The sequence below is a fragment of the Trinickia caryophylli genome (assembly GCF_034424545.1).
GTDB lineage: Bacteria > Pseudomonadota > Gammaproteobacteria > Burkholderiales > Burkholderiaceae > Trinickia > Trinickia caryophylli.
The window spans coordinates 899,951-914,279 of record NZ_CP139970.1; the positions used below are offsets into that span (position 1 = coordinate 899,951).

8 protein-coding genes are annotated in these 14,329 nt (G+C 66.1%); 1 reads left to right on the forward strand and 7 read right to left on the reverse strand.

Features of this window, described 5'->3' with window-relative positions:
- Positions 1-3 precede the first annotated feature (3 nt).
- The 5 genes from uvrA to U0034_RS04070 form a co-directional block, all read right to left on the reverse strand.
- Positions 4-5,949 carry an excinuclease ABC subunit UvrA gene (gene uvrA / locus U0034_RS04050; protein ID WP_085224084.1) on the reverse strand — a complete coding sequence of 1,982 codons (5,946 nt, stop codon included), beginning with the start codon at positions 5,947-5,949 and terminating at the stop codon, positions 4-6.
- A gap of 198 nt (positions 5,950-6,147) precedes the next feature.
- On the reverse strand, positions 6,148-6,771 hold the full coding sequence (locus tag U0034_RS04055; protein WP_085224082.1) for a uracil-DNA glycosylase family protein: 624 nt from the start codon (positions 6,769-6,771) through the stop codon (positions 6,148-6,150).
- 26 nt (positions 6,772-6,797) lie between these two features.
- The gene (locus U0034_RS04060) at positions 6,798-7,166 is read right to left on the reverse strand and encodes a DUF488 domain-containing protein (RefSeq protein WP_176072570.1); all 369 of its coding nucleotides are present in this window, start codon (positions 7,164-7,166) and stop codon (positions 6,798-6,800) included.
- Positions 7,167-7,223: 57 nt separating this feature from the next.
- A complete protein-coding gene (locus U0034_RS04065) occupies positions 7,224-8,081 on the reverse strand; it encodes a hypothetical protein (protein WP_085224080.1) in 858 nt (285 codons plus the stop codon).
- Between the two features lie 129 nt (positions 8,082-8,210).
- Complete coding sequence (locus U0034_RS04070; protein ID WP_085224078.1) at positions 8,211-9,275, reverse strand: glycosyltransferase family 4 protein; 1,065 nt, start codon at positions 9,273-9,275, stop codon at positions 8,211-8,213.
- 739 nt (positions 9,276-10,014) lie between these two features.
- Here U0034_RS04070 and U0034_RS04075 point away from each other — a divergent pair.
- Positions 10,015-11,883 carry an ABC transporter ATP-binding protein gene (locus tag U0034_RS04075; protein WP_085224076.1) on the forward strand — a complete coding sequence of 623 codons (1,869 nt, stop codon included), beginning with the start codon at positions 10,015-10,017 and terminating at the stop codon, positions 11,881-11,883.
- A gap of 127 nt (positions 11,884-12,010) precedes the next feature.
- Here U0034_RS04075 and otsA read toward each other — a convergent pair whose 3' ends face one another.
- Positions 12,011-13,450 (reverse strand): alpha,alpha-trehalose-phosphate synthase (UDP-forming), encoded by a 1,440-nt coding sequence (otsA, locus tag U0034_RS04080; RefSeq protein ID WP_085224073.1) that lies wholly within the window; start codon positions 13,448-13,450, stop codon positions 12,011-12,013.
- Positions 13,447-14,199 carry a trehalose-phosphatase gene (gene otsB, locus U0034_RS04085; protein WP_085224487.1) on the reverse strand — a complete coding sequence of 251 codons (753 nt, stop codon included), beginning with the start codon at positions 14,197-14,199 and terminating at the stop codon, positions 13,447-13,449. The genes otsA and otsB overlap by 4 nt, the downstream gene beginning before the upstream one ends.
- Positions 14,200-14,329 lie beyond the last annotated feature (130 nt).

Below are 14,329 nucleotides of genomic sequence, written 5' to 3' on the forward strand. Positions count from 1 at the left end.
TGCTCACGCAACGTGCGCCGGTTTCGCCTGATGTTTCGCCTGATGTTTCGTCTTTTCCGCGGTGCGGGCGAGCACGGGCGCCAGCGAGGCACCCGTATGGCTTTCCCGCACGCGCACGAGCGATTCGGGATCGGTGGCCGCCACCACTGTTCCGCCCCCCGCCCCACCCTCGGGACCGAGGTCGACGATCCAGTCGGCCTCGGCAATCACGTCGAGATCGTGCTCGATGACGACAACGCTGTGCCCCGCATCGACGAGCCGGTGCAACACGCTGATGAGCCGCGCGACGTCGGCCATGTGGAGCCCGACCGTCGGCTCGTCGAGCACATATAACGTGTGCGGCGCCTTCTGCCCGCGCCTCGTCACGTCGTCGCGCACTTTCGCAAGCTCGGTCACGAGCTTGATCCGCTGCGCTTCGCCGCCCGAGAGCGTGGGCGACGGCTGACCGAGCGTCAGATAGCCCAGCCCCACGTCCTTCATCAATTGCAACGGGTGCGCGAGGTTCTGCATCGCCGAGAAGAACTCGACGGCCTCGTCGATTTCCATCGTCAAGACATCGCCGATGTTCTTGCCGCGCCAAGTCACCGCCAGCGTTTCGGGGTTGAAGCGCTGCCCGTGACACACGTCGCAAGGCACCTTCACGTCGGGCAGGAAGCTCATCCCGATCGTGCGCACGCCTTGCCCTTCGCAGGCCGGACAGCGTCCGTTGCCCGTGTTGAACGAGAACCGCGATGCCGTATAGCCGCGCGCCCGTGCTTCCAGTGTATCGGCGAAGAGCTTGCGGATCGTGTCCCAGATTCCGACATAGGTCGCGGGGCATGAGCGCGGGGTCTTGCCGATCGGTGTCTGATCGACTTCGAGCACGCGATCGATCGCCTCCCAGCCCGAAATCGAGCTGCACCCGCGCCACCGATGCTCGACGACGAGCGGCGTGCTCGCGCGCGGCCGCACGGACGAGCGACGCGCCGGCTGTGCGGCCTGCGCCGCCTCGGCCGAGCGCCGCGCGCGCCGTGTCGCGGGAGACGACAACACTGAACGCCCCACCGCATCGAGCAGGTTCGTCATCAGCACGTCGCGCGCGAGCGTCGACTTGCCCGAACCGGATACGCCCGTGACGGCCACGAGGCGCGCCAGCGGAATATCGACCGTGACGTCGCGCAAGTTGTGCATGTTCGCGCCATGTACGGTGAGCCAGCGCTGCGATTCGTCCGCATCGCCCGCCGCCCCCCCCTTGCGCACGCCGAGCACCGGCCGCCGCGGATGGAGCGGGTGCACGATCGGCTGTGCGAGAAACCGCCCCGTCAGCGAATCGGCTTGCGCGGCCAAATCGTCGACCGTGCCCTCCGCGACAAGGCGCCCGCCACGCTTGCCCGCACCGGGGCCGATATCGATGATGTGGTCGGCGCGCCGGATCGTATCTTCATCGTGTTCGACGACGACGAGCGTGTTGCCCTTTTCGCCCAACTGACGCAATGCGTCGAGCAGAATACGGTTGTCTCGCGGATGCAGCCCGATCGTAGGCTCGTCGAGCACGTAGCACACCCCCTGCAGGTTGCTGCCGAGCTGCGCGGCGAGCCGGATGCGCTGCGCCTCCCCGCCCGAAAGCGTCGGCGCCGCCCGATCCAGACTCAGATACCCGAGCCCGACCTCCTCCAGGAATGCCAGCCGGCTCGCGATCTCGCTCACGACGTCGCGCGCGATCTGCGCGTCGCGCCCGCCGAGTTCGAGCGAATCGATCCAGCGGCGCGTGTCGCTCACGGTCCACCGGCCAACATCGACGATCGACCGATCCGCGAATGTCACGGCACGCGCAGCCGCGTTGAGCCGCGTGCCGCCGCAGTCCGGGCACGGCGTTTCGCCGATGCCTTCCGGCTCGACCTCCTCGCTCGGCAACGTCTGCTCGCGCCCGCGGTCGTCGGCACTCAGCGTCGTGTCGTCGAATGCGGCGCGCTGTTCGCGCGTCAGCGCGATGCCCGTGCCGACGCAGCTCGAACACCAGCCGTGCTTGCTGTTGTACGAAAACATGCGCGGATCCAGCTCGGGATAGCTCGTGCCGCAAACCGGGCACGCGCGCTTGACCGAGAACACCTGCAGCGTACCGACGTTCGCGTGCGAGCCACCGGACGCGAGCGACGCGGCCAGCCCGTCGAGCGGCGCGAGCAGATGCATCACGCCCTTGCCGAGTTCGAGTGTCGCTTCCAGCGCGCGGCGCAGTTCGGCTTCGCGCTCGGCCGAAACCACGAGATCGGCCACGGGCAGCTCGATCGTATGTTCGCGAAAGCGTTCGAGCCTGGGCCACGGATCGACGGGCAAGAACTCGCCGTCGACGCGCAAATGCGTGTTGCCGCGTGCCTTCGCCCACTTCGCAAGGTCCGTGTAGACCCCCTTTCGGTTCACGACGAGCGGTGCGAGGAGGCCGACATGCTGGCCGGCGTAGTCGCGCAGCAGTTGTGCCGCGATCGACTCGACGCTTTGCGGCGTGACCGCCGCGCCATCATGCACGCAGTGCTGCACGCCGAGCTTCACGTAGAGCAGGCGCAGGAAGTGCCAGACTTCCGACGTCGTGGCGACGGTGCTCTTCCTGCCGCCGCGCGAAAGGCGCTGTTCGATGGCAACGGTCGGCGGAATGCCGTAGACCGCATCGACCTCCGGCCGCCCGGCCGGCTGCACGATCGAGCGCGCGTACGCATTGAGCGATTCCAGATACCGCCGCTGCCCTTCATGAAACAGGATGTCGAATGCGAGTGTCGATTTGCCCGAGCCCGACACGCCTGTCACCACGTTGAATTTGCCGTGCGGAATATCCACATCGAGCGCCTTCAGATTGTGCTCTCGCGCGTTGACGATGCGGACCACGTCCTCGCCTTGCACCGCGCGGCGCGCGCGAGCCGCCGCAAGCGCCGCTTGCAGCGGTGCGCCGGCCTCTTCCTCCCGTTCGCCCAAAGGTTCGGCGCGCGATGCTTCGCCGAGCGCATCGTCGTATTGCCGCAGCGCACGTCCCGTGTGCGAGGCGGCGCATGCCTTGACCTCGTCCGGTGTGCCGGCAATCACGACCTCGCCGCCGGCATCGCCGCCCTCTGGACCCAGGTCGACGATCCAGTCGGCCACTCGCACGACGTCCAGGTTGTGTTCGATGACGAGCAGCGAGTGCCCGCGCGCGAGCAGCTTGCCGAACGCGCGCATGAGCTTCGCGATGTCGTCGAAGTGCAGGCCCGTCGTCGGCTCGTCGAACATGAAGAGCCGGCCACCCGGCGTGGTTTCGGCGCCGCTTTTCGTCGCCGTCTCGGCGAGGAAGCCCGCCAGTTTGAGCCGTTGCGCCTCGCCGCCCGAAAGCGTCGGCACCGGTTGCCCCAGCTTGACGTACTCGAGGCCCACGTCGACGATCGGCTGCAGCACACGCAATACATCGGCGTCGTTGGCGAAGAGCGCGACGGCCTCGGCAACGGTCAGCTCGAGCACATCCGCAATCGACAGCGCACGAGCCGGCTGCCCGCGCTCGATCCTGGCCTCCAGCACCTCGGCACGATAGCGGCGCCCGTCGCAGTCCGGGCAACGCAAGTAGACGTCCGAAAGAAACTGCATCTCGATGTGCTCGAAGCCGGAGCCACCGCAGGTCGGACAACGTCCGTCGCCCGAATTGAAGCTGAACGTGCCGGCCGTGTAGCCGCGCTGCTGAGCAATGGGCGCCTTCGCAAACAGCTTGCGAATCTCGTCGAACGCACCGACGTAGCTCGCCGGGTTCGAACGCGCCGTTTTGCCGATCGGCGACTGATCGACGAATACGGCATCGGCAATGAGATCGACGCCGGAAAGCCCCCGATGCGCGCCCGGCGTTTCCGTCGCGCGCCCGAGTTGGCGAGCCAGCGCCGGGTAGAGAACGTCCTGAATGAGCGTGGACTTCCCCGAACCCGACACGCCCGTCACGCAAACGAGGCGGCCGAGCGGAATCTCGACGCTCACCTCGCGCAGATTGTGCTCGCTCGCACCTTCGAGCACGAGACGCGGCGTGGAAGCATCGACGGGGCGCGCGGCCCAGTGCGTGGCATCCGCCACATGGCGGCGCCCGCCGAGATATTCGCCCGTCAGCGTCGGGGCGCGGCGAATGGCGTCGGGCGTGCCGTCGTAGACGATCGTGCCACCGCGCTCGCCGGGGCCCGGGCCCATGTCGATGAGGCGATCGGCCGCGAGCATCACGGAAGGGTCGTGCTCGACGACGACGAGCGTGTTGCCGGCATCGCGCAGCCGGCGCATGGCCTCTACGATGCGTTCGAGGTCGCGCGGATGCAGCCCGATGCTCGGCTCGTCGAGCACGAAAAGCGTCTTCGTAAGCGACGTGCCGAGAGCCGTCGTCAAATTGATCCGCTGCACTTCGCCGCCCGACAGCGTGCGGCTTTGACGATCGAGCGTGAGATAGCCGAGGCCGACGTCGCACAAATATTTGAGGCGAGTACGCACTTCGGCGATCAGAAGCTTGAGCGCGTCATCGAGCAACGTGCTCGGCAAGGTCAACCCGTCGAAGAAACGCCGGATCCGTTCGATCGGCAGCAGCATCAGATCGTGCACGGTCAGGCCCGGCAGCGCCTCGAGCTGCTCCCGCCCCCAGCCCGTGCCGTTCGGCATGAAACGCGCCTGCGGCGCGAGCACGGCGTCCGCGTTGTCCTTCGTTCCAAGGCGCCAGAGCAGCGACTCGGTCTTGAGCCGTGCCCCGCCGCAGGTAACGCATGGTGTGTAGCTGCGGTACTTCGAGAGCAGCACGCGGATGTGCATCTTGTAGGCTTTCGATTCCAGATAGCCGAAAAAGCGGCGCACACCGTACCACTCGCGCTGCCACTCGCCATCCCAATCGGGCGAGCCTTCGATGACCCATTCGCGCTCGGCCTCCGTCAATTCGGACCAGGGCACGTTCGTTCGCACGCGCGCGCGGGCCGCATAGCGGATCAGGTCGTCCTGGCACTCTTTCCAGGCCGGCGTCTGCATCGGCTTGACCGCGCCACCCGCCAGCGTCTTGCGCACGTCGGGAATCACGAGGCCGAGATCGACGCCGATCACGCGCCCAAAGCCCCGACACGCATCGCAGGCACCGTATGCGGAATTGAACGAGAACAGGCCCGGCTGCGGATCGGCGTAGCGCAGATCGCTCTCCGGACAGTGCAGCCCTGTCGAGAAGCGCCAGATGCGGGGCTGGTCTTGTGCGGTCGCCTCTTTTTGCGCCTCTTTTTGCGCCTCTTCCTGGCCCGCCTCGGCGAGCACATATACGTCGACACGCCCGCCGCCGCGCTTGAGCGATGCCTCCAGCGCCTCGATCACCCGCGCTTTTTCGGCTTTTTGCAGCCGGAAGCGGTCGGCCACCACATCGAGCACCTTGCGCACGCTGCCATCGGCCGCGCGCTGCTCGCGCTCCGCCTGCACGCGCGTGTAGCCGCTTGCGGAAAGCCAATCGCTGATCTCGGCAGCGCTGGCGCTCTCGGGCAATTCGACCGGAAATGTGACGACGAGGCGCGGATCGTCTGCCGCCGTGCGCTCGAGCAGTTCGGCGTAGATCGTCTCTGGCGTGTCGTGCCTGACCGGGCGCGCCGTGATCTTGTCGAAGAGCTGCGCGGCGCGCGCGAACAGCAGCTTCAGATGGTCGTTGAGCTCCGTCATCGTGCCGACCGTCGAGCGCGAGCTGCGCACGGGGTTGGTCTGGTCGATGGCGATGGCCGGGGGCACCCCATCGACACGATCGACCTGCGGCCGGTCCATGCGGTCGAGAAACTGACGTGCGTAGGCGCTGAACGTTTCGACGTAGCGGCGCTGGCCTTCGGCGTAAAGCGTGTCGAAAACGAGGCTCGACTTGCCCGAGCCCGACGGCCCCGTCACGACGGCAAGTTCGCCCGTACGCAAATCGAGGTCGATGTTTTTGAGATTGTGCTGACGAGCTCCGCGAATGCGGATGACTCCGGATGTCATGGAACGGTCCCTCTATTTCGCTTTATATGCGCTGATTCGATCGCTGCGAGCCGTCATTTCGAGAAAAGACGACGCACCAGGGGTGCAATGATAGTCCCGCCGCCGGCCGCGCGCCGCGTCCGCCGTGGAGGTTTTTGCGTTTGTTCCGGTCCCCGCTCGCCGCAGCTCGACCGCATGCGGATTGATCGGGCACGGCGGCTAATCGGCGCGGGCGCCGCGCTCGCCGAGGACGGCGGCGATGCGCTCCCGGAGCACCGGCACCAGTTCGCGCTCGAACCATGGGTGATGCTTGAACCAGCCCTGATTACGCGGAGACGGATGCGGCAGCGGCAGACGAGCCGGCCCATAGTCGCGCCACGCCGCAACGGTTTCGGTGAGCGTCGCGCGCCGCTCGCTCCCAAGGAAATGCGCCTGGGCATACGCACCGACGAGCAGCGTCAATTCGATGTGCGGCAATTCGGCCAGCACACGATCGAGCCAAAGCCGGGCACATTCGGGCCGCGGCGGCAAGTCACCCGACGTGCCGCGGCCAGGGTAGCAGTACGCCATCGGCAAAATCGCAATTTTGCCGGCATCGTAGAACTGCTCCGGCGTCACGTCCATCCAGGCCCGCAGTCGTTCGCCGCTACGATCGTTCCACGGAATGCCCGTTTCGTGCACCCGGGCGCCGGGTGCCTGACCGACCACGAGCACGCGCGCCTCGCGCTCCGCTTGCAGCACGGGGCGCGGGCCGAGCGGCAAATGCGCCTCGCAGGCACGACATGCGCGAATTTCGGCGAGCAACGCCGGCAATCGGAGACTTGCGGAACGACTACGGCTCATCGAATCAAGCGAAAAACAAAGGGGACTCAGCGGAGGTGAATCTTGTCGGCCAGATACTCTCGCAGCACGACCGCCTGATTATGCTCGCGGTCGCGCGCGCCATAGACGAGCGTCAGCGTGCCGTGCGCCGCTGCGACCGCCAGCGGCTGCCAGGCGGCCTCGTTCGCATCGAGTTCCGCGCGGTAGCGCTTGGCGAACTCGTCCCAACGCCCCGGATCGTGCGCAAACCAACGCCTGAGTTCGGTACTGGGCGCCACGTCGCGCAGCCAGGCCTCGATACGCAGCACGTCCTTCGTGATACCGCGCGGCCAGACACGATCGACGAGAAATCGCTTCCCGTCGTCTTGGCCCGGCGCGTCGTAAGCGCGCGAAAGGCCGATTTTGATTGGCTTCATCGTGGTTCTCGCAACGCGTGGTACCCCGCGGCGCACGCGTCAGGCCTCGAACAACGCTCACACCTGCCTGAGCGTCGCGTCGAGCGCGCGCGCGGCGGCCCGATCGCCCTCGGTCGTCAACGTGACGCGAAAGACGATCTGGCGATTGTGCCCGGCCGCGGCAGGGGAGTCCCATAGAAGTTCCACATGCGAACGCCGTGCCCGCTCGCGCCCGCCCTCGCGCGGGGCCCGCGCCGCCGCGCCCGGCCCGCGGCGAAACGAATCGAGTGAGGCAGCGGGAGGCGGAAGCTCTGCGGCAGCCAGCACATGGGCGTGTTCGAGCGCCTCGGCTGCAGGCCACCTCACGGATAGCTCGCGGGCGTCGTACTGGCCCAGCTTGCGGCTTTCGACCCAGACAACGACCGTTCGTGTGCTGCTGTTGAGCGCGATCGCATAGCGGCCGATTGCGAACCGCCGCGCCGCAACGTTGGTACGCCACAGCGCGCGGGGCCGGCAAATCCAGAGCACGGCCGCGTACAGCGCTGGCCCGACGACAAGCCAACCGTTGGTTTCGGCAAGCGCATGGACCGTGCGCCGCCAACCGGCGGCCCAGACGAAGAGGCCGATGGTCCATAGCGCGAACAACAAGCCGACAAACGCGAAGAGCCTCAGCGCCTGACGCAGCCACTGCGGCAACGGATGAAAGGGTCTATCCGCACGCGCATGCGCCCCGGGAAGGACGATCAGCAGGAACAGAAAAACGATGTTGATGGAGGCCCAGGGCGAGGATGTCATCGCCGAGAACGACGCGCCATAGCCCATCTCCGACATCGAGTAGAGCCAGCGCGCGAGCAGCACGAGACCGACCGCGCGCAGCGCGAAGATCGTACCGGCGCCGGGCGCCGGGTGCTCCCCCTTGGGGTTCGCTCTCGTCAAAACACTCTCCTCGAATCGACGGCCTCATAAAAACGCGAACGCCCCACCTGCCGCTGGGCAGACGGGGCGTGGAAAGCGGCGCACGGCCCGCCGGCCGCCGGAGAACCGGCAGCCGGGCACGGCCCGCGGTCAACCCGCCGCGACTTCGCGCAGAACGGTGCGACGCTTCTGGCGCAGCAGTTCCTCGTAGCCGGCGACGTAATTTTGCGCCATCACCTTCGAGGTGAAACGTGCCTCGAACGCCTTGCGGACCGTTTCGCGCGGCAGCGTGTGCAGGCGATTGACGGCCGCCACGGCCGACAGCTCGTCTTCCACCACGAAACCCGACACGCCGTTTTCGATCACCTCGGGCACCGAGCCGCGCTTGAACGCGATCACGGGCGTACCACAGGCCATCGATTCGATCATGACAAGGCCGAACGGCTCCGGCCAGTCGATCGGGAACAGCAACGCGTGCGCGCCGCCGAGGAAATCGGCCTTCTCTGCTTCGCTGATCTCGCCGATGTATTCGACGTGCGGCAGGGACATCAACGGCTTGATGTGCTCTTCATAGTAGGCACGGTCCGCTTTGTCGAGCTTCGCGGCGATCTTGATCGGCATGCCCGCCTTCTCGGCGATACGGATGGCCGTATCGACGCGCTTTTCGGGCGAGATGCGGCCGAGGAACGCAAGATAGCCGGGCTTGACGTCCGTGCGCGGCGTCAGCAGGTTCTCGGGCAGACCGTGATAAACCGTCGACAGCCAGTTCGCCTGGGGCAGCGGCGTGCGCTGGTTATCCGAGATCGAGACCACGGGGACGTTGTTGAACGTATTGAAGATCGGCTGCAGCTCGGGCAAGTCGAGACGCCCATGCAACGTGGTCAGATGCGGCGTGGGCTGGCGCGAGAACAGCGAGAACGGGTAATAGTCGATATGGAAATGCAGGACGTCGAAATCCTGTGCCCGCCGGTGCACTTCCTCGAGCAGCAGCATATGGGGCGCCATCGTGTCGCGGATCGAGGGATCGAGGCGCAGGGCCTGGGGCCAGAACGCTTCGAGCTTCGCCGAAGTCTTCGAATCGCCGCTCGCGAACAAGGTCACGTCGTGTCCGAGCTCGACCAGCGCTTCGGTCAAGTAAGACACCACACGCTCCGTGCCGCCATAGAGCTTCGGAGGAACCGCTTCATGCAAAGGAGCGATTTGAGCGATCCGCATAGATGAACTCCCAATAAAAATTCAGGCAAAAATGACTGCTGCTTGTCAAAAGCGAATCGCCCGCAAGCGGCTGAGCCCGACTCGAATCCTGCCGGTCCCGCCGGGTCTTTCCCAAAAACACGTGCGGTGGTTCGCCTGGTCTGGAACACCCCGTCACACCGGTTGTCGCAGATATCGTTGCGTCGCGCACCAGCCGTGCACTCCGTAGTGCACATATAAACGCGCGAACCGAAACAATCGTTGACGCCCGGGCGGAGCCCTCCTAGGGGGTAACCCTGAGACGATTATCGGATCGCCTCCATGCTGCACCGCAGAGCCTTTCAAAAATTTTACATTGTTACAATCAAGAAACACTCTGTCAATCTTGATTCCAGGCACCTCGCCTACACTGGGGCACTGTCGCTTTGCCCGCGCGTCTTGCCCGCACGCAGACAGGAAGGCACGCGTGGCTCGCTTTGCCGGTGTAGAGGCGTGCGGGGCAACCACGCACGACATAAGCGAACCTGCCATTGTAACCCGTACCCGGCGGCACTTTGGGCCGTCTTTTCGGGGCGGGCCGTCGCCGGCAAGACCGGACGGCGAATTTCGATGCAGTGCGGCATTGCACGTTGCTTGCATCCAACGCTTGGCAGCCGATGTCCGCCGAACCCACGCACAACTACGTGGATGTTTACAATGGCGGCTGGCCAAACCATCTCAATATTGGCTCGCGGTGCGCCATCCGCAGACTATCCTTTTCATGACTTCACCCGTATCGCGTACACCGCACGACACATTGGAACACTTGACCGTCGCCGAGCGTAACGCCCGCAACGCCAGGCTTTCGAGCTACGCCGAGCGGCCTCTCGCGTTCTTGTTGAGCTACATCCGCCGTCACCCCCTCGCGCACGCCATCGTGCTGGCGAGCGTGTTCGCCGCCGTCGGCTGCGCGCTCGCCTCGCAGTACGCGATCAAGCACCTGATCGACGTGCTCGGTGCCGGGCGCAACCATCCGGGGCCGCTGTGGACGGCCTTCGCGATCCTGGTCGGGCTGATCGCGGCAGACAACCTGCTGTGGCGGGTCGGCGGCTGGGTCGCGGCGCACGCCTTCGTCAACGTGACGGGCGATCTGCGCCGCGATTTGTTCCAGTATCTGAGCGGGCACTCGCCCACCTATTTCGCCGAGCGGCAGCCAGGTACGCTCGCGAGCCGCATCACGGCTACGTCGAACGCCGTCTACACGTCCGAGAACACGATGGCGTGGAACGTGCTGCCGCCATGCATCGCCGTGCTCGGTGCCATCGTGATGATCGTGACCGTGAACCCGGTCATGGCCGCTTGCCTGATGGGCTGCTCCGCGATCCTCGCCATCGTGCTGTTCAAGCTCGCCGGCCGCGGCTCGTCGCGTCACCAGCATTTCGCGGCAAAAGCCGCCGCCGTTGACGGCGAGCTCGTGGACGTCATCGCGAACATGGGCCTCGTGCGCGCGTTCGGCATGACGTTTCGCGAGCAGCAACGTTTCGGCGCGACGGTCAAGGCGGAAATGGACGCACGCCAGCAAAGCCTGCTATACCTCGAGCGATTGCGGCTCCTGCATGCCGTCATCACCGCGTTCCTCTCGGCAGGGCTGCTCGGCTGGGCGCTGTGGCTGTGGAACCAGGGGCGGGCAACTTCGGGCGACATCGTGCTCGTGAGCTCGCTCGGCTTCACGATCCTGCATGGCACGCGCGATCTTGCCGTGGCGCTCGTCGACGTAACCCAGCACGTCGCGCGGCTCGCGGAAGCCGTAAAGACACTGCTCGAACCGCATGGCATGCCGGACCGCGAAGACGCGACCGAACTCAGAACGAACGGCGGAGAAGTGGCATTCGACGGCGTCACGTTCGCCTATCCGCGCCGCCGCCCGATCCTCGATCATTTCGATCTTCGCATCGAGGCGGGCCAGCGCGTGGGCCTCGTCGGCAAATCGGGAGCGGGCAAATCCACCGTGCTGGCGCTGCTGCAGCGCTTCTACGAACCACAAGGCGGCGCCATCCGGATCGACGGGCAGGACATCGCGGGCGTCACACAGGAAAGTCTCAGGCATTCGATCGCACTGGTGCCACAGGACATCGCCCTGTTCCACCGGACGGTGTACGAGAACATCGCCTACGGTCGCCCCGATGCTTCGCCGGAGGAGGTCCACGCGGCCGCGCGCGAGGCGCGCTGCACGGACTTCATCGAAGCGATGCCGGACGGGTTCGACACGATCGTCGGCGACCGCGGGGTCAAGCTCTCGGGCGGCCAGCGCCAGCGCATCGCCATCGCGCGCGCAATTCTGAAGAACGCGCCGATTCTGCTGCTCGACGAAGCCACCTCCGCGCTCGACAGTGCCTCGGAGGAAGCCATTCAGCAGGCGCTGGACAGGCTCATGGTCGGCCGCACGGTGATCGCGATCGCACACCGGCTCTCCACGCTGCAGAACTTCGACCGGATCATCGTCATGAGCGCCGGCAAGGTGATCGACGACGGTTCGCCCGAAGCGCTGCGCAACCGCCCCGGCATCTACCGCGATCTGCTGACGAAGCAGCACGGCAAAGGTATGCAGTTGCATACCGGCGGACGCAAGATCGACGAGCACGTCGCCTGACACGCGCGGCGAACACCGGGCTCACGCAAACGCGCGAAGCCCGGCCGTGCGGCTTCCTGGACTTTTCGACCACCTCTGGCCTTCAAGCCGTGCGGCCGGCGCCGAATGCCGGCGCGCGTCCGCCGGCTCAGGCCTCGACCGCCTTGCGCGCAGCCCGGGCCCGCACCGCACGCCGCCTGGTTTCCCCCGTGCCCTGCAAATCGCGCAGGAAGTTGTCGCGCCAGACCGATACGTTGTTCTCGCGCAGCTGCGCGATCATGTCGCGATAACGGGCGCGGCGCTCGGCAAGCGGCATCGACAGCGCCTGGGCAAGTGCGTCGGCCATGCCGTCGACATCGACCGGGTTCACGATCAGCGCGGCCGTCAGCTCCTCGGCCGCACCGGCGAACTGGGAAAGCACGAGCACGCCGGGATCGTCCGGGTCCTGCGCCGAGACATATTCCTTTGCCACGAGATTCATGCCGTCGCGCAGCGGCGTCACATATCCCACATGCGATTGACGGAAGAGCGCCGCCAGCACCTGCCGCTCGTACTGGCGGTGGATGTAGCGAATCGGCGTCCAGTCGAGCTCCGCGAAACGCCCGTTGATCCGTCCGGACTCCGCCTCGAGCCGCAGACGGATGTCCTGATAGGCGTGCATGTCGGCGCGTGTGGGCGGCGCGATCTGGACGAACGAGACCTTATTGCGATAGGCGGGCGAGCGATCGAGCAGGCGTTCGAAGGCGCGGAAACGTTCCACGAGCCCCTTCGAGTAGTCGAGCCGGTCCACGCTCATGATCAGCTTGCGCTCATGCAGCGTGGCTTTCATCTGCTGCACCGATTTACCACGCGCGCCCGACTTCGCAAGCTGCGAGATTTCATCGGGGTAGACGCCGATCGGGTAAGCTGCGGCGCGCAACGCGCGGCCGAACCCGCGCACGAGCGCCGGGGCCCCGGCCTCGCGCTCGACCGTCCCGCCCGCCTCATGCACCAGGTAGTCGCAAAACGCCCGCAGGTCGCGCTCGGTCTGGAAACCGAGCAGATCGAACGAGCATAGCGCTTCCACCAGCTCGCGATGCGGCGGCACCGACAGCAGCACCTGGGCTGCCGGAAACGGAATATGCAGAAAGAAGCCGATGCGGTTGTTGACGCCGGCGGCCCGCAGCGCCTGTGCAAACGGGATCAAATGGTAATCGTGCACCCAGATGACGTCGTCCTCCCGCAACAGAGGGACGAGCTGTTGGGCAAGCCAGGCATTGACGCGGCAGTAGCCTTCGAAGTCCTGCCGATCGTACTGGATCAGATCGGCGCGATAGTGAAACGCCGGCCACAGCGTCGCGTTCGAGAAGCCCCGGTAGTACTGATCGTAGTCGCGCCGCACGAGGCCGATGGTCGCGAAGGTGACAGGGCCCTGCTCGGTCAGCTGAATCTGGGGCTGGCCGGACGAGACGACGTCGCCGCTCCAGCCGAACCACATGCCGCCCGTTTCCTTGAGCGCATCGAAGACGCCGATCGCGAGGCCGCCGGCTGCCGGGCCGCCCTCGGAAATCGGGGCAACGCGGTTCGAAACGATAATGAGGCGGCTCATGAATCGTCGCGCGCGCAAGCGACGATTGCGGCGAGCCACGCCAGGAAAGCTTCGACGGAATCGACGCGTGTATGCGCCGCCGTCTCGCCCGAACCGACCTTGATCGAGAGGCCGCCGCGCGCGTTGACGACGGCAAAGCCTTTTTCGTCCGTCAGATCGTCGCCGGCGAAGACGGGCCTGCGCCCCGCGAACGGCGGCTCGTCGAGGAACGCGGCCAGCGCGCGCCCCTTGTCGACGCCTTTGGGCTTGATTTCGTACACCATCTTGCCGGGCTGGAGGACATAGCCGTCGGCATGCTCGCCGACGAGCCGCTCGGCCGCTGCGCGTGCGATGGGCTCGGCGAGCGGCGCATTGCGAAAGTGCAGCGCGAGCGAAGCGCCCTTGATCTCGAGCAGCATGCCCGGGTTGGCGCGCACGACTTCCGCGAGCACTTCCTCCATGCGCAGCAGCCGCGGATCATCGAAGCCGAGACGCACCGTGTCGCCGCTCGCGTCGCGCCGTTCGGCGCCATGAAGCCCCGCCACCGGCAGATCGGGCATGCCGAGAAAGCCATCGATGCTTTCGATGCCACGCCCCGAAACCACGGCTACCGCACCGTTCGAGAGACGGCGCAATCGCGCAAGCGAATCGATCAGCAGCGGGGAGACGATCACGCCATCGGGCGTGGGGGCGATTTCCACGAGCGTGCCGTCGAAATCGAAGAAGAAGGCGGTCTCGCTCGGAGACAGGAAAGCCGGTAAGGATTGCATCAGCGGCATCAGCGTTTTCGCAGTACGGTTGGCAGACGGCGCGGCGCCGCGCCAACCGGGAGGGTTTGCGCATCTTACCGCGCATCGCGGTCGATTTCGAGCGATGGCGGGGGCATGAACAAATGGATAA